The 15310-nt window shown below is 67.1% G+C and carries 16 protein-coding genes; 11 read left to right on the top strand and 5 right to left on the bottom strand.

Annotated features, from left to right (window positions below; translation table 11 throughout):
* The first annotated feature begins 160 nt into the window (after positions 1 to 160).
* On the top strand, positions 161 to 1000 hold the full coding sequence (locus NL241_RS27810) for a Bax inhibitor-1/YccA family protein (RefSeq protein ID WP_487692845.1): 840 nt from the start codon (positions 161 to 163) through the stop codon (positions 998 to 1000).
* Between the two features lie 130 nt (positions 1001 to 1130).
* On the opposite strand, the gene NL241_RS27805 is transcribed toward NL241_RS27810, so the two are convergent.
* Positions 1131 to 2348, bottom strand: a complete 1218-nt coding sequence (locus tag NL241_RS27805; protein WP_494395615.1) for an acetyl-CoA C-acetyltransferase — start codon at positions 2346 to 2348, stop codon at positions 1131 to 1133.
* Between the two features lie 39 nt (positions 2349 to 2387).
* On the bottom strand, positions 2388 to 3347 hold the full coding sequence (locus NL241_RS27800; protein WP_487692847.1) for an SGNH/GDSL hydrolase family protein: 960 nt from the start codon (positions 3345 to 3347) through the stop codon (positions 2388 to 2390).
* 213 nt (positions 3348 to 3560) lie between these two features.
* On the opposite strand from NL241_RS27800, the gene NL241_RS27795 reads away from it, so the two are divergent.
* The 5 genes from NL241_RS27795 (at position 3561) to NL241_RS27775 (ending at position 8830) form a co-directional block, all read left to right on the top strand.
* Positions 3561 to 4613: an alpha/beta hydrolase fold domain-containing protein gene (locus NL241_RS27795; protein ID WP_487692848.1), complete on the top strand. Its 1053-nt coding sequence runs from the start codon at positions 3561 to 3563 to the stop codon at positions 4611 to 4613.
* A gap of 31 nt (positions 4614 to 4644) precedes the next feature.
* Positions 4645 to 6039: a cystathionine beta-synthase gene (locus NL241_RS27790; protein ID WP_487692849.1), complete on the top strand. Its 1395-nt coding sequence runs from the start codon at positions 4645 to 4647 to the stop codon at positions 6037 to 6039.
* A gap of 211 nt (positions 6040 to 6250) precedes the next feature.
* Positions 6251 to 6907: an Rv1078 family RDD domain-containing protein gene (locus tag NL241_RS27785; RefSeq protein WP_494395614.1), complete on the top strand. Its 657-nt coding sequence runs from the start codon at positions 6251 to 6253 to the stop codon at positions 6905 to 6907.
* A gap of 67 nt (positions 6908 to 6974) precedes the next feature.
* A complete protein-coding gene (locus NL241_RS27780; protein ID WP_494395613.1) occupies positions 6975 to 7619 on the top strand; it encodes an Rv1078 family RDD domain-containing protein in 645 nt (214 codons plus the stop codon).
* Positions 7620 to 7657: 38 nt separating this feature from the next.
* The gene (locus NL241_RS27775) at positions 7658 to 8830 is read left to right on the top strand and encodes a cystathionine gamma-synthase (RefSeq protein WP_494395612.1); all 1173 of its coding nucleotides are present in this window, start codon (positions 7658 to 7660) and stop codon (positions 8828 to 8830) included.
* Positions 8831 to 8878: 48 nt separating this feature from the next.
* Here the strand turns inward: NL241_RS27775 and greA are convergent, their stop codons facing one another.
* Both greA and NL241_RS27765 read right to left on the bottom strand, forming a co-directional pair.
* Entirely contained in the window at positions 8879 to 9373 is a 495-nt protein-coding gene (greA, locus tag NL241_RS27770) for a transcription elongation factor GreA (protein ID WP_487692853.1), read from the bottom strand.
* A gap of 249 nt (positions 9374 to 9622) precedes the next feature.
* On the bottom strand, positions 9623 to 10057 hold the full coding sequence (locus tag NL241_RS27765; protein ID WP_494395611.1) for a DUF4307 domain-containing protein: 435 nt from the start codon (positions 10055 to 10057) through the stop codon (positions 9623 to 9625).
* A gap of 119 nt (positions 10058 to 10176) precedes the next feature.
* Here NL241_RS27765 and mca point away from each other — a divergent pair, with 119 nt between their 5' ends.
* Genes mca through NL241_RS27745 form a run of 4 tightly spaced genes read left to right on the top strand, consistent with a single transcriptional unit; the run spans position 10177 to position 13663 of the window.
* Positions 10177 to 11043: a mycothiol conjugate amidase Mca gene (gene mca, locus NL241_RS27760; RefSeq protein ID WP_487692855.1), complete on the top strand. Its 867-nt coding sequence runs from the start codon at positions 10177 to 10179 to the stop codon at positions 11041 to 11043.
* Complete coding sequence (locus NL241_RS27755) at positions 11040 to 11321, top strand: hypothetical protein (RefSeq protein WP_487692856.1); 282 nt, start codon at positions 11040 to 11042, stop codon at positions 11319 to 11321. The genes mca and NL241_RS27755 overlap by 4 nt, the downstream gene beginning before the upstream one ends.
* Positions 11314 to 13284, top strand: coding sequence for a thioredoxin domain-containing protein (locus NL241_RS27750; protein ID WP_494395610.1), 1971 nt, complete (start codon positions 11314 to 11316; stop codon positions 13282 to 13284). Before NL241_RS27755 ends, NL241_RS27750 begins: the two co-directional genes overlap by 8 nt.
* A 10-nt stretch (positions 13285 to 13294) precedes the next feature.
* Positions 13295 to 13663 carry a nuclear transport factor 2 family protein gene (locus tag NL241_RS27745; RefSeq protein WP_494395609.1) on the top strand — a complete coding sequence of 123 codons (369 nt, stop codon included), beginning with the start codon at positions 13295 to 13297 and terminating at the stop codon, positions 13661 to 13663.
* Here the strand turns inward: NL241_RS27745 and trhA are convergent.
* Positions 13650 to 14423 carry a PAQR family membrane homeostasis protein TrhA gene (trhA, locus tag NL241_RS27740; RefSeq protein WP_487692859.1) on the bottom strand — a complete coding sequence of 258 codons (774 nt, stop codon included), beginning with the start codon at positions 14421 to 14423 and terminating at the stop codon, positions 13650 to 13652. The two genes, NL241_RS27745 and trhA, sit on opposite strands and share 14 nt — an antisense overlap.
* Before the next feature lie 86 nt (positions 14424 to 14509).
* Here trhA and NL241_RS27735 point away from each other — a divergent pair, with 86 nt between their 5' ends.
* Positions 14510 to 15307, top strand: a complete 798-nt coding sequence (locus tag NL241_RS27735) for a (2Z,6E)-farnesyl diphosphate synthase (protein WP_487692860.1) — start codon at positions 14510 to 14512, stop codon at positions 15305 to 15307.
* Positions 15308 to 15310: the final 3 nt, after the last annotated feature.

The following is a 15310-nucleotide window of genomic DNA, read 5'->3' as shown; positions in this document are numbered from 1 at the left end:
AACCCGTGGCCCGGCACCTCGGAACGGCTCCCACAGGTAGCCTCATCACCGAGAAAACACTGAGAATTGACCTTGAAGACGGGAACCGATGGCAGGTTTCTGTTCGTTGAGCCAGTGTTCGTGTAAGACTTCCAGGGACCTCACAGGAAAGGAATCGACGGTGCGGGAATCCAGCAACCCGGTATTCCGCTCGCTGCCCAAGCAGCAGGGCGGGTACGCGACATTTGGCTCCGGTGCTGCCGGCGCCGCGACGGCCCAGGTACATCAGGGCTTTGAGCAGCAGTACTCCACCCCGCCGCAGACCGGTGTCTCGCGGCCTCTGACCATCGACGACGTGGTTACCAAGACCGGCATCACGCTGGTCCTGCTGTCCGCCGTCGCTGCTGTTTCGTATTTCATGGTGGGCTCCAACCCCGGTCTCGCCATGCCGTTCACCCTGGTGGGCGGTCTCGGCGGTCTGGTTCTGGTGCTGATCGCCACCTTCGGCCGCAAGCAGGACAACCCGGCCATCGTGCTCAGCTACGCGGCGCTCGAGGGCCTGTTCCTCGGTGCGGTGTCGTTCCTGCTGACCTTCAACATCCAGGGCGCCAGCGCAGGCGCGCTGATCTCGCAGGCGGTGCTCGGCACCTTCGGCGTGTTCTTCGGCATGTTGGTGGTCTACAAGACCGGCGCCATCCGCGTCACCCCGAAGTTCACCCGGATGCTCGTCGCCGGCATGATCGGCGTCCTCGTCCTGGCGCTGGGCAACTTCGTGTTCGCGATGTTCACCGACGGTGCCGGCCCGCTGCGTGACGGCGGTCCGATCGCCATCATCTTCTCGCTGGTGTGCATCGGGCTGGCGGCGTTCAGCTTCCTGCTCGACTTCGATGCCGCTGACCAGATGATCCGCGCCGGTGCGCCGGAGAAGGCCGCCTGGGGCGTCGCCCTCGGCCTGACCGTCACCCTGGTGTGGCTGTACATCGAGATCCTGCGTCTGCTGAGCTACTTCCAGAACGACTAGCTCCAGACCTAAAGAGGCCCGGTCCCGAAAGGGACCGGGCCTTTTGTATTGCGTTGTATTGCCGCCGAGACTGCTGACAGTGCGGCTTTTGTCGACATCCCGCACTCCCGGCAGTCTCGGCGGGAACGAGTTAGGAGAGGCGCTCCAGGACCATCGCCATGCCCTGCCCGCCGCCGACGCACATGGTCTCCAGGCCGAAGGTCTTGTCGTAGGTCGAGAGGTTGTTCAGCAGCGTCGCGGTGATGCGGGCGCCGGTCATGCCGAACGGGTGGCCCAGCGCGATGGCGCCGCCGGAGACGTTCAGCTTGTCCTCGTCCATCCCGAGCTCGCGGGCCGAGCCCAGCACCTGCACGGCGAACGCCTCGTTGATCTCGTAGAGGTCGATATCGGACAGCGACAACTTCGCGTTGCCCAGTGCCTTCTTGACGGCCTCGATGGGGCCCAGGCCCATAATCTCCGGCGACAGCCCGGACACCCCGGTCGACACCACCCGCGCCAGCGGTGTCAGGCCCAGCTCCTTGGCCCTGACATCGCTCATGATCACCAGTGCCGCCGCGCCGTCGTTCAGCGGGCAGGCGTTGCCGGCGGTGATGGTGCCATTCGGCCGGAACACCGGCTTGAGCTGGCTGATCTTCTCGTACGTGGTGCCGGCCCGGGGGCCGTCATCGGTGGAGACGACGGTGCCGTCGGGCAGCGTCACGGGCGAGATCTCACGCTCGAAGAAGCCGTTCTTGATGGCCTCCTCGGCACGGTTCTGCGACCGCACACCCCAGTGGTCCTGATCCTCGCGGCTGATGCCGGTGAAGTTGGCGACGTTCTCGGCGGTCTGCCCCATCGCGATGTAGACGTCCGGTACCAAGCCGTCGGCGCGCGGGTCGTGCCACTCGTCGGCGCCTGCGGCCTGCTCGGCGGTGCGCTCCTGCGCCTCGTCGAAGAACGGGTTCTTGCTGTTGGGAGCGCCGTCGGCGGCACCGATCCCGAAGCGCGACACCGCCTCCACGCCCGCGGAGATGAACACGTCACCCTCGCCGGCCTTGATGGCATGGAACGCCATCCGCGTGGTCTGCAACGACGATGAGCAGTACCGGTTGACCGTGGTGCCGGGCAGGAAGTCGTATCCCAGCTCGACGGCCACGGCCCGGCCGATGTTGTAGCCGGCCTCACCGGCGGGCTGAGCGCAGCCCATGATCAGGTCGTCGATGTCCTTGGGGTCGAGGGCAGGCACCTTGTCCAACACCGCGCGCACCATCTGGGCGGCCAGGTCATCGGTTCGGATGGAGGCCAGGGATCCTTTGACCGCCCGGCCGATCGGTGACCGTGCGGTGGCGACGATGACGGCTTCAGGCATGGGTGCCTCCTTCTCGACTTGAACAAGTGCTTGGTTGCCTCAAACGCTAGCCGCTGTGGCCATGACGGGTGCGGGCACCCCGGTGGTGCGGCGCGGCCACGACCTGGCCAGCATCCGCAGTCGCGTGATAAGCGAGCGGTTCTCGGCGCCGCGCGACTCCCACGGCAGTTCGCCGCTCCACTCGCCGAGCGCGTAGCACAACCCCGGTAACAGCTGCTGGGCCGCGAGGTCATAGCCCGCGGCGGACGGGTGGAAGTGGTCTTCGGAGAACAGCACCTCGGGGGCCTGGTAGAACTCCGGCGAGACCAGGTCGGCGAACGGGACCGGCAGCCCGCCGGCGGCGCGGACCGCCGCGGCCTGCCGCCGCGCGAGGCGCAGCCCGAGGGTGCGGGTGACGAACCGCAGCGGCTGCGGGATCGCGGTGACGACGCCGAAGTCCGGGCAGGTACCCACGACCACCACCGCACCGCTGGCGCGGAGTCGCTTGACGGCGTCCCCGAGACGACGGGCCGAGGCGGCGATGCCGTTGACGGCGGTGATGTCGTTGGCGCCGATCATGATCACGGCGGCATCCGGGGGCGGGCCCGCCACGAACATCGCATCCACCTGGCCGGACAGGCCTTTCGAGGTGGCGCCCACAATTGCCTTGGTGCTCAACCGGATTCGCTTACCCGAGTGTTCGGCCAAACCGCGGGCGATCAGCACGCCGGGCACCTCGTCGGCGTTCTTGCAGCCGTAGCCGGTGGCCGTCGAGTCGCCGAAGATCATCAGGTGGATGTCGAAGGGGACATCGCGTTGCCAGCGCTCGACCGGCCCGCCACCGCGGGTGTACACCCCGTCGGCCCGCGGCGGGACATCCCACGATTTCGGGATGACCTCCCGCGCCCGGACGGCCTGACCGCTGAGGAAATTGCGGGCGCCGACCACACTGACAGCCCCGGTCGAACCCACCAACGCGGCAACCGCGAGGGCTGACCGACGCGAGACGCGTGTACCCACGAGCGACAGTTTAGGTGCGAAAGCAACGCGAACATGACCGCCACGAGACCGGAGAATCACGGTCTGATACCAACAGCGGTATCAAAACAGCCTCTTACAACGTTATAAGCGATAGAGATGCCAAGCTAAATAGCCCGGCTACAGGGCAGTCCCATCGCCCCCCGGGAGCACGGCGCTGACAGGCCGCTACAACGACGTAGGGGAGTGTTTGAAATGACTGCACCCAGCAAAGTCGCTGGCGCACCGCGCGCCACCGTCGGCGCCCCGGCCGTCCGCAGGCACCGGAAGTTCCCGGTCAGCGACGGCGCGCCCGTCGAGGTGATCGAGACCGGACCGAGTATTCGAGCCCGCCTCGTGTCGCTGACCTGTCGCATGACGGTCAGACCCACACTCGCCGTGGCCAGTTATGTCCCCAACCTGCCGTGGCCGTGGGGCCTGGTCGATTTCGCCTCGCGCGCCCTGCTGCCACAGGCCGGGACGGTGCGGGCCACCATCGGCCTGCCCAACGCCGACGCCCAGCTGGTCCGTGCACCGGGGGTGTTGCCGGCCGACGGCAAGCGCCGCATCGTGCTCTACATGCACGGCGGGGCGTTTCTGACCTGCGGCGTGAACTCCCACAACCGCATCGTCACCACGCTCTCGCACGCCGCCGATGCGCCCGTGCTGGTGGTCAACTACCGGATGATCCCCAAACACACCATCGGGCAGGCCGTCGACGACTGCCGAGACGCCTACGCCTGGCTGCGGCTACGCGGCTACGGACCCGACCAGATCGTGCTGGCCGGTGACTCCGCGGGCGGCTATCTGGCGATGGCGCTGTCACAGCGGCTGCAGGCCGAGGGGGAGAAGCCCGCCGCGCTGGTGGCGATCTCCCCGCTGCTGCAGCTGGCCAAGGAGCCCAAACAGGCGCACCCGAACATCAGAACCGATGCGATGTTCCCGCCGAAGGCGTTCGACGCGTTGGTCAGCCTCGTGGCCCGCGCTGCCGCCAGGCACATCGTCGACGGCGAACCCGAACAGGTCTACGAACCCCTCGACCACATCGAGCCAGGCCTGCCCAACACGCTCATTCACGTGTCCGGGTCGGAGGTGCTGTTGCACGACGCCCGGCTGGCGGCGCGCCGGCTGGCCGCCGCGGGCGTGCCGACCGAGGTGCGGGTCTGGCGAGGCCAGGTGCACGATTTCCAGCTGTTCGCGCCCATTGTCCCCGAGGCCAAGCGGTCGCTGCGCCAGATCGGGGAGTACATCCGCGAGGCCACCGGGTAACCACCTCGCCGGGGTAGGCAAAGATGTAGGTATGCGGATCGCGCGGCACATCAGTGAACTCATCGGCAACACCCCGCTGGTCCAGTTGACCTCGGTGGTTCCCGAGGGCGCCGGGACCGTGGTGGCCAAGATCGAGTACCTCAACCCCGGCGGCAGTTCCAAGGACCGCATCGCGGTCAAGATGATCGACGCCGCTGAGGCCGAGGGTCTGCTCAAACCCGGTGGCACCATCGTCGAACCCACCTCCGGAAACACCGGCGTCGGCTTGGCGCTGGTGGCACAGCAGCGGGGCTACAAGTGTGTGTTCGTCTGCCCCGACAAGGTCAGCGAGGACAAACGCAACGTGCTGCGCGCCTACGGCGCCGAAGTGGTCGTCTGCCCCACGGCGGTGGCACCCGACGATCCCGCGTCGTACTACAGCGTGTCCAACCGCCTCGTCGAGGAAATCGAGGGCGCCTGGAAGCCAGACCAGTACTCCAATCCGCACGGCCCCGAGAGTCATTACGAGACAACAGGTCCGGAGATCTGGGCGGACACCGACGGTAAGGTCACCCACTTCGTCGCGGGTGTCGGCACAGGTGGCACCATCACCGGAGCCGGCCGCTACCTCAAAGAGGTTTCCGACGGAGCCGTCAAGGTCGTCGGCGCCGACCCGGAGGGATCGGTGTACTCCGGCGGCACGGGCCGCCCCTACCTGGTGGAGGGCGTCGGAGAGGACTTCTGGCCCAGCGCCTACGACCCCTCGATTCCGGATCAGATCATCGCCGTCTCCGACGCCGACTCGTTCGACATGACGCGCCGGCTGGCGCGCGAAGAAGCCATGCTCGTCGGCGGTTCCTGCGGTATGGCCGTGGTGGCCGCCATCGAGGTGGCCAAACAGGCCGGCCCGGATTCGCTGGTCGTCGTGTTGCTGCCCGACGGGGGCCGCGGCTACATGTCGAAGATCTTCAACGACAACTGGATGTCGTCCTATGGCTTCCTGCGCAGCCGCCTCGACGGTTCCACCGAAGAGGTGACCGTCGGTGATCTACTGCGCGGCAAGTCCGGCGCACTGCCGGATCTGGTGCACACCCATCCGTCGGAAACGGTGCGTGACGCCATCGGAATTCTGCGCGAATACGGCGTTTCGCAGATGCCGGTGGTCGGCGCCGAGCCACCGGTGATGGCAGGCGAAGTGGCGGGCAGTGTTTCTGAACGCGAGCTGCTGTCCGCGGTATTCGAAGGCCGCGCCAAATTGGCCGACGCGGTCGCCCAGCACATGAGCCCGGCTTTGCCATTGGTGGGCGCCGGCGAATTGGTGAGCGCAGCCGCCAAAGACCTGCGTGAATTCGATGCCGTCATGGTGGTCGAAGACGGCAAACCCGTCGGCGTACTGACCCGCAGTGACCTGCTGGGATACCTCTCCGACGGGTCGGCGCGCCGATAGCCGCCCACACCGGGAAAGCCCGGTTGGCGGCAGTGGTCAACAGGGCTGTGGCAAAGAATGGCGGCACCCTTCCCAGCCACCGTGAATTCATAACGGTTGCGCTGAATGTCAGCGCGATGAAGTTTGCATTTTGCCGCGCTGTCATGGGCACTCCTCGGGTACTGTAAGGCCGCTCGAATGCAGCTAGCGGTACCCGTGACTGGAAGGCGTCATGACCGAACAACCGCCAGGCCCGCCGCCCGGCAACCATCCGCCTCCGTCATCCAGTGGCGGATTCCCGCCGCCGGGCAGTTTCCCTCCCGGATATCCGCCGCCGGGGGCGTACCCGCCGCCCCCGGGTTACGGGTTCCCGCCGTTCCCCGGTAGCGGTATCGGCCCGCTCCCGACGTCGGCGTACACCCCGTGGATCACCCGGGTGCTCGCCTTCCTGATCGACTACATCCCGTATCTGGTCATCATCGCCATCGGTTGGGGCGTGTTGATGGGAACCCAAGAGTGCGTTGACTTCTCCGACACCGGGTTGGGCGAGATCCTCGGCGAGTCCTACAACAACCAGGTGTGCGGCGCCTCCACCATCGGGCAGACAGCGGTGACACTGGCCGGTCTGATGGGGTTGGCCTACGTGTTGTGGAATTACGGCTACCGGCAGGGCACCACCGGCTCGAGCATCGGCAAGTCGATCATGAAGTTCAAGGTCGTCAGCGAAAAGACCGGGCAGCCACTGGGTTTCGGGCTTTCACTGGTTCGGCAGCTGGCGCATCTGGTCGATTCGCTGATCTGCGGTATCGGCTATCTGTTCCCGCTGTGGGACAACAAGCGCCAGACCCTGGCGGACAAGATCATGACCACGGTCTGTCTGCCCCTCTAGATCCTCGACAACCCGACCCGTGCATCCGCGCGGGCCGCAACCGCACCGTCCATACCAAGGAGCGATGATGACCGAGTACCCGCCGCCTCCGCCCGGCAATTACCCGCCGCCCGGCAATTACCCGCCGCCACCGCCTGGGAATTACCCTCCGCCGCCCCCGTCCGGCGGAGGGTATGTGCCGCCGCCACCCGGGGCCTATGCCCCGCAGGCCGGCTTCCCGCAGGTCCTGCCCAAGGACGCGTACACCCCGTGGTTCACCCGGGTGCTGGCCTGGCTCATCGACAGCCTGATCGTCGGTATCCCGGTGGGCATCGCCCAGGGCATCGCCGTGGCAACTGGGGAGAACGAATGCACCACCGACACCGTTGACGGGTACAGCGCCTACTGCACCTCCACTCCGTCGGCCTTCGGCCTGGTCCTGACACTCGTGGTCGGTCTCGCGGCCTTTGTGTTCGTGATCTGGAATTACGGCTACCGGCAGGGCACCACCGGCTCGACCATCGGCAAGTCCGTGATGAAATTCAAGGTGGTGAGCGAGAAGACCTGGCAGCCAATCGGTTTCGGGCTCTCGATCGTGCGGCAGCTGGCGCACATCATCGACGGTCTGATCTGCTACATCGGCTACCTGTTCCCGCTGTGGGACGCCAAACGCCAGACGATCGCCGACAAGATCATGACGACCGTCTGCGTGCCCACCCAACCCAAACCCTGATCCACGGCGGCCTTGCTGCGTTCATTACGCTGGCTGAAATGAGCGAGCAGCGCAGCAAGGCCGACGCCCACCGCTGGCAGGGACTGGCCACCAAGGCCATCCACGCCGGATACCGCCCCGACCCCGCCACCGGGGCCGTCAACGCGCCCATCTATGCGAGTTCGACGTTCGCCCAGGACGGCGTGGGCGGGCTGCGTGGCGGATTCGAATATGCCCGCACCGGAAATCCCACCCGCCAGGCGCTGGAAGCGTCGCTGGCCGCCGTCGAGGACGGCACCTTCGGGCGGGCCTTCAGCTCCGGCATGGCCGCCACCGACTGCGTGCTGCGCGCCGTTCTCCGCCCGGGAGATCACATCGTCATCCCCGATGACGCCTACGGCGGCACCTTCCGGTTGATCGACAAGGTGTTCACCCACTGGGGGATCAGCCACACGCCGGTCGCGCTCGGTGACCTCGCGGCCGTCCGCGCTGCCTGCACCGACAAGACCGCACTGATCTGGGTGGAGACACCCACCAATCCGCTGCTGACGATCGCCGATATCGCCGGGATCGCCGAAGTGGCCCGCGAATTCAAAGCAAAAGTGTTGGTGGACAACACCTTTGCCTCGCCTGCGCTGCAGCAGCCGCTGAGGCTGGGCGCCGATATCGTGCTGCACTCCACCACCAAGTACATCGGCGGGCACTCCGATGTGGTGGGCGGAGCGTTGGTGACCGACGACGAGGAGCTCGACACCGCGTTCGCATTCCTGCAGAACGGCGCCGGAGCGGTCCCCGGTCCCTTCGACGCCTACCTGATCATGCGGGGCCTGAAGACGCTGGCACTGCGGATGCAGCGGCACAGCGAGAACGGTGCCGCGGTCGCCGAGTTCCTGGCCGGCCATCCGGCCGTCAGTTCGGTGCTCTACCCGGGCCTGCCCGGGCATCCCAACCACGAGGTCGCGGCCCGGCAGATGAGCGGATTCGGCGGCATGGTGTCGGTGCGGATGGCCGGAGGAATCGAGGCGGCCCGGGAACTGTGCGCGAGGACCGAGATCTTCATCCTCGCCGAGTCGCTGGGCGGGGTGGAATCACTGATCGAGCATCCGGGTGCGATGACGCACGCCTCCACCGCCGGTTCGCAGCTGGAGGTACCCGCGGATCTGGTGCGGCTGTCCGTGGGGATCGAAGAGATCGGCGATCTGATCGGCGACCTGGAGCAGGCCCTGGCCTAGCAGAACGGCGCGGATCCCCGGAGGGATCCGCGCCGTCCTCGGAACAGCTCAGGCGTGGTACGGCTCGGCGCTGACCAGTGTCACCTTGACGGTGTTGCCATTGGGCACCGTGTAGGTGCGGGTCTCGCCGACCTTGGCGTCGATCAGCGCGCCACCGAGCGGTGAGTTGGGGGAGTACACCTCGAGCTTGCCGTCGTTGACGGCCTGCTCCCGTGTGCCGATCAGGAAGGTCTCGGTGTCGGATTCGTCACCGTCGTAGTAGACCTTGACCACCGAACCGGGCAGCGCGACACCGGACTGCTTGGGGGCCTCGCCGACCTTGGCGTTGTTCAGCAGCTCCTGCAGCTGACGGATGCGGGCCTCTTCCTGGCCCTGCTGCTCACGCGCCGCGTGGTAGCCGCCGTTCTCGCGCAGGTCGCCCTCTTCGCGACGGTCGTTGATCTCGGCGGCGATGACGGGACGGTTGGCGATCAACTGGTCCAACTCGGCTTTGAGCCGGTCATAGGACTCTTGGGTCAGCCAGGTCACCTGGGTATCAGTCATCTCGCGCTCCTGTCATCTGTGTTGGTCCGCGATATCCGCGTTGGTCAGTCTCGTGACGGTCGCTGTATGCCGGGAGGCTGCCGAGGGTGTGGTAGCCGCGTGTATTGACATCTCACAGCCGCGGTTACACGCGCTATAGACGCAATACACGGTCCCAGCAGGAACCGTGTATCAAGCGAGCATACCACCGGCGGGCCAGCCGATTTTCACGATTTCGCCGGACGGCGTTGGTTGTGTGGATGCCGTCGGCTAGGGCGCCACCAGGTAGCCGGGCACATTGGTGCCGCAGCCGTAGACGTCCCCCACCGCGGGAGGAAGGCTGGTCTTCACCAACCCGCTGACCTGCACCGTTGCTTGATCTGACGGTTCCACCAGCAGCTCGCGGCGACCCGTCTCGCTGCCATCACGAGAGCGGCCCCGAATGATGCACACCGCCGCCTGCGACGGGTCGGACCGGGTGACGTTGAAGGTCACTTCCACGGTCTGCTCGTCGATCAACCGGTACGCCACCATCTCGCCGTCGACGTCGGTGCTGTTGATCCGCTGGAACCCGATCACCGCCGCGATGCCGCCGAGCGTCACCACCAGCACTGCCAGCGCGATCACGAGCCAGCGCCGGGACCGCCGCGCTGTCGGTTGGCGGCCGTACCGGGACTCCGGGCGGATCAACGGGCCGTCGGTCAAGGGAGGATCACCGTGCTTTCGGGTCCCGACCGGCGGAATGGAACGATCGGGATGGAAGTATTAAGCATGAGGGGCCGATCGTATCGGCACCCGGAACAACGGCGAGACGAAGGCGAACGGTGACCGAACTGCGGCTGATGGCGGTGCACGCGCATCCGGACGACGAGTCCAGCAAGGGTGCCGCGACTATGGCCAAGTATGCGGCCGAGGGCCATCGGGTCATGGTGGTCTCTCTGACCGGCGGCGAGCGTGGTGACATCCTCAACCCCGCGATGGACCTGCCCGACGTGCACGGCCGTATCCACGAGATCCGGCGCGACGAGATGGCACGCGCCGCCGAGATCCTCGGTATCGAGCACGAGTGGCTGGGCTACATCGACTCCGGCTTGCCCGAGGGCGACCCGCTGCCGCCCCTGCCCGAAGACGCCTTCGCGCTGGTTCCGCTGGAGGAACCCGTCGGCAAGCTGGTGCGGTTGATCCGCGAATTCAAACCGCACGTGATGACCACCTACGACGAGAACGGCGGCTATCCGCATCCGGACCACATCCGCTGCCACGAGGTGTCGGTGGCCGCGTACGAGGCGGCCGGCGACTACCGGCTGTACCCCGAGGCGGGCACGCCGTGGACCATCTCCAAGCTCTACTACAACCACGGTTTCCTGCGGCAGCGGATGCAGGTGCTCCAGGACGAGTTCGCCAAACACGATCAGGAGGGGCCGTTCGCCAAGTGGCTGGAGAACTGGGACCCCGACGACGATCTGTTGTCCAAGCGGGTGACCACCCGGATCGAGTGCTCCGACTACTTCGAAGTGCGGGACAAGGCACTGCTGGCCCATGCCACCCAGATCGATCCGAACAGCTTCTTCTTCACCACGCCCATGGAATGGCAGAAGCGCCTGTGGCCCACCGAGGAGTACGAGCTGGCGCGCAGCCGGGTACCGGTTGACCTGCCCGAAGATGATTTGTTCGCCGGGGTCCAACCGTGAACGAGATCTTCCTCGCCGCGGTGACGCTGCTCGCGGAGGAAGCGCCACCCCGCAACACCGGACCCGACTTCGGCAAGGCCAGCCCGTTCGGGCTGCTGGTGGTGGTGCTGCTCCTGGTCGGCACCTTTGCGCTGGTGTGGTCGATGAACCGCCACCTCAAGCGGTTGCCGGAATCCTTCGACCCCGAACATCCCGAACCTGATCAGGCGGTGGACGACGGCACCGTCGACCCCGATCCGGCGGAGACCAGCCCGCCGCCCCGGGAGCCCGGTGGCTAATCAGCTCGCCACGGCGACCAGCCCGTATCTGCGCCAGCATGCCGACAATCCGGTGCACTGGGTGGAATGGTCGCCGCGAGCGCTGGCCGAGGCCGCCCGCCGCGACGTGCCGATCCTGCTGTCGATCGGATACGCGGCGTGCCACTGGTGCCATGTGATGGCACACGAGTCGTTCGAGTCCGACGACGTGGCCGAGGTGATGAACGCCGACTTCGTGTGCATCAAGGTCGACCGGGAAGAACGACCCGACCTCGACGCGGTGTACATGAACGCCACCGTCGCGCTGACCGGGCAGGGTGGCTGGCCGATGACCTGCTTCCTGACCCCGGGCGGCAGACCGTTCTTCTGCGGCACCTACTACCCGAAAACCCAGTTCCTGCAACTGCTTGCCGCCGTCACCGACACCTGGCGAAGCCGCCGCGGCGACGTCGAGACCGCCTCGGAACAGATCGCCGGTGAACTGCGCGCCATGTCCGGCGCTGTCCCCGGGGGCGGCCCGGAGATCACCGCGGCGCTGTGTGACCATGCCACGGCGGCGGTACTGGCCGACGAGGACGGCGCCCACGGTGGATTCGGGCAGGCACCCAAGTTTCCGCCGTCGGCTCTGCTGGAGGCGTTGCTGCGCAGTCATGAACGCACCGGTGCCGCGGATGTGCTGGCGGTGGTGCAGCGCGCCGGTGCGGCGATGGCGCGCGGCGGTATCTACGACCAGCTGGCCGGTGGATTTGCCCGCTACAGCGTCGACTCCGCTTGGGTGGTACCGCATTTCGAGAAGATGCTGTACGACAACGCGTTGCTGCTGCGGTTTTATGCACATTGGGCGCGACGCACCGCTGATCCGCTGGCACTGCGCGTGACGGCCCAGACCGCGGACTTCCTGCTGCGCGATCTGGCCGACGGTGAGCTGTTCATCTCGTCGCTCGACGCCGATGCCGACGGCCAGGAAGGGTCCACCTACGTCTGGACGCCCGCGCAGCTGCGCGAGGTCCTGGGCGACGACGACGGCACTTGGGCGGCAAGGGTTTTCCAGGTGACGGACACCGGGACGTTCGAGCACGGCAGTTCCGTGCTGCAACTGCCCGCCGATGTCGACGACGACCGGTTGCGCCGAGTCGGTGCGGCCCTGCTGGCTGCCCGCGCGCAACGGGTGCAGCCCGCCCGCGACGACAAGATCGTGACGGCCTGGAACGGTTTGGCGATCACGGCGCTGTGCGAGGCCGCGGTGGCGCTGCGACGGCCCGACCTCATCGAGGCTGCGCGGCGGTGTGCGTCGGCGCTGCTGGACCGCCACCTGATCGACGGCCGGCTGCGTCGCACCAGCCTGGGTGGCCGGGTCGGTGACGGCGCGGCGATCCTCGAGGACCACGCCGCCCTGGCCACCGGCCTGCTCGCTGTGTACCAGCTGACCGGGGAGTTCCTGGATGCGGCGCGCGGGCTGATCGACACCGCCCTGCAGCATTTCGCCGACCCCGAGCGGCCCGGCCGGTGGTTCGACACCGCCGACGATGCCGAGACGCTGGTGGTCCGGCCGGGCGACCCGCTGGACGGTGCCACGCCGTCGGGTGCGTCGCTGATCGCCGAAGCCCTGCTGACCGCCGCGCACCTCGTCGGGTCCGACACCTACGCCAACGCCGCCGCGCAGACGCTGCTGGCGCATTCGAAGCTGCTGGCCGCGGCGCCGCGGTCAGCGGGCCATTGGCTGGCCGTGGCCGAAGCCGCGGTGCGCGGGCCGCTGCAGATCGCGGTGGCATGTGAACCGGGCTCGCCGTTGTTGGAGACCGCCCGACGGCTCGCCCCCGGCGGGACGATCGTGGTGGGCGGGCCGGTGGACAGCTCGGAATTGCTGATCGGACGCGACCGGGTGGGCGGACAGGATGCCGCCTACGTGTGCCGCGGCCGGATGTGCGATCTGCCCGTCACGGGCGCGGTGGAACTTGCTGCCGCGCTGGGTGTCTCCGTGTAGCGTGCGGCCCATGAGTCTCGATCCCGCAGCCCTGGTCCAGCGTTACCTCGACACCGTGGTCAGCGGTAGCGCCGAGGACGTCGCCGCGCTGTACGCCGAGGACGCCACGCTCGAAGATCCCGTGGGCGGCGGCGAGGTGCACATCGGCCGTACCGCCATCGCCGGTTTCTACGGGGCCACCGCGGGCGCCGAGGTGAGCACCGAGCTGTTGGAGCTCCGCGTCGGCGGGCACGAGGCCGCGTTCGTGTTCGCGATCACCGTGACGATGGGTGAGACCAAGGTCCGCATCGAACCGATCGAGGTCATGACGTTCAACGGTGCCGGCGAGATCACCTCGATGAAGGCCTATTGGGGCCCGTCGGACATCAAGCAACTGTAGAGAACACCGCGAACCACATCGCGATGTAGTGGCAGATGGCCGCCACGGCGGTGCAGGCGTGGAAGAACTCGTGATGACCGAACGTCGTCGGCCACGGGTTGGGCCACTTCAGGCCGTACAGCACGCCGCCGATGCTGTAGAGCGCGCCACCGACGATCAGCAGCACCACCGCCGCCACTCCGGCGCCGTCCATGATCGGGCCGATGAACCAGGCCGCCACCCATCCCAGCAGCAAGTAGAGCGGCACTCCCACCCACGCGGGCGCCGACGGCCAGAACATCTTCAGGGCCACACCGGCCAGTGCGCCGCCCCAGACGATCCAGAACAGCAGCATGCCCTTTTCCGCGGGCAGTGCCAGTAGTGCGAACGGGGTGTAGCTGCCCGCGATGAAGATGAAGATCATCGAGTGGTCGGCGCGCTTCATCCACTTGCGTGCGGTCGGCGAGTGCCAGTGCACCCGGTGATAGGTCGCACTGACGGCGAACATGGCGACGATGGTGAAGGTGTAGATCAGCGTCGCCAGACCCGCCAGCGTGGACTCCACCGCCCAGGAGACCGACACCAGGGTGGCCCCACAGATGACGGCGACCACCGCCGAGTACAGGTGGATCCAGCCGCGGGCTCGCGGCTTGCCGAGGAACTCGGCGACACCATCGACGATCGCTTCGGGGAAGTCCTCTGCGGTGTCTCTGGGGGTGTCACCGTCGGCGGCGCTGCGGGAGTGCCGTTGCGAACCGTCGGTCCCGGTGGGTGCCGTCATCTCAATCTCCACTCCCGGCAGCTGCACGGCTGCAGTTGGTCCGGATCGTTCAGGCATCGCTCTGTGCCACAGTAGTCTGGATTTTCGTGGACATCATTCCCCCGCAACTCAAAGAGCCGGTGTATCGGCTGTATGAGTTGCGGCTGCGTCAGGAGCTGACGCGGTCCAAGTCACAACTGCCGCGACACATCGCCGTGCTGTGCGACGGGAACCGCCGCTGGGCGCGTGACGCCGGATACGACGACGTGAGTTACGGCTATCTGGTGGGTGCGGCCAAGATCGCCGAGATGCTGCGCTGGTGCCAGGACATCGGCATCGAGATGACGACGGTCTACCTGCTGTCGACCGAGAACCTCCAACGCGACCACGACGAGCTCGCCGCCCTGATCGAGATCATCACCGGCGTGGTCGAAGAGATCTGCGCACCCGCCAACCGGTGGAGCGTGCGCACTGTCGGTGACCTGTCGCTGCTCGGTGAGGAACCGGCCCGCCGCGTCCGTGACGCCGTCGAACGTACGGCGAGCACCCAGGCGGCGCGACCGTTTCACGTCAACGTCGCCGTCGGGTATGGCGGGCGCCAGGAGATCGTCGACGCGGCCCGGTCGCTGCTGTCGAAGGAACTGGCCAACGGCACGCCACCGGAGAAGCTCGTCGAGGCGGTCACCGTGGAGGCGATCTCGGAGAACCTGTACACCTCGGGTCAGCCGGACCCGGATCTGGTGATCCGCACCTCGGGGGAGCAGCGGCTGTCCGGCTTCCTGCTCTGGCAGAGCGCGTATTCGGAGATGTGGTTCACCGAGGCGCACTGGCCGGCGTTCCGCCGGGTCGACTTCCTGCGGGCACTGCGCGACTACATCAAACGGCATCGGCGCTTCGGGATCTGATCA

Source organism: Mycolicibacterium sp. SMGY-1XX, from assembly GCF_059132455.1.
The sequence above is the reverse complement of the archived record's forward strand: the minus strand, read 5'-3'. Positions and strand labels throughout refer to the sequence as shown.

Excerpts from the sequence above, each read along its gene's own strand:
- NL241_RS27785 (WP_494395614.1), top strand. The coding sequence starts at position 6,251 with ATGACCGAACAACCGCCAGGCCCGCCGCCCGGCAACCATCCGCCTCCG.
- NL241_RS27795 (WP_487692848.1), top strand. The coding sequence starts at position 3,561 with ATGACTGCACCCAGCAAAGTCGCTGGCGCACCGCGCGCCACCGTCGGC.
- trhA (WP_487692859.1), bottom strand. The coding sequence starts at position 14,423 with ATGACGGCACCCACCGGGACCGACGGTTCGCAACGGCACTCCCGCAGC.
- NL241_RS27805 (WP_494395615.1), bottom strand. The coding sequence starts at position 2,348 with ATGCCTGAAGCCGTCATCGTCGCCACCGCACGGTCACCGATCGGCCGG.
- NL241_RS27775 (WP_494395612.1), top strand. The coding sequence starts at position 7,658 with ATGAGCGAGCAGCGCAGCAAGGCCGACGCCCACCGCTGGCAGGGACTG.
- NL241_RS27780 (WP_494395613.1), top strand. The coding sequence starts at position 6,975 with ATGACCGAGTACCCGCCGCCTCCGCCCGGCAATTACCCGCCGCCCGGC.
- NL241_RS27745 (WP_494395609.1), top strand. The coding sequence starts at position 13,295 with ATGAGTCTCGATCCCGCAGCCCTGGTCCAGCGTTACCTCGACACCGTG.
- greA (WP_487692853.1), bottom strand. The coding sequence starts at position 9,373 with ATGACTGATACCCAGGTGACCTGGCTGACCCAAGAGTCCTATGACCGG.
- NL241_RS27790 (WP_487692849.1), top strand. The coding sequence starts at position 4,645 with ATGCGGATCGCGCGGCACATCAGTGAACTCATCGGCAACACCCCGCTG.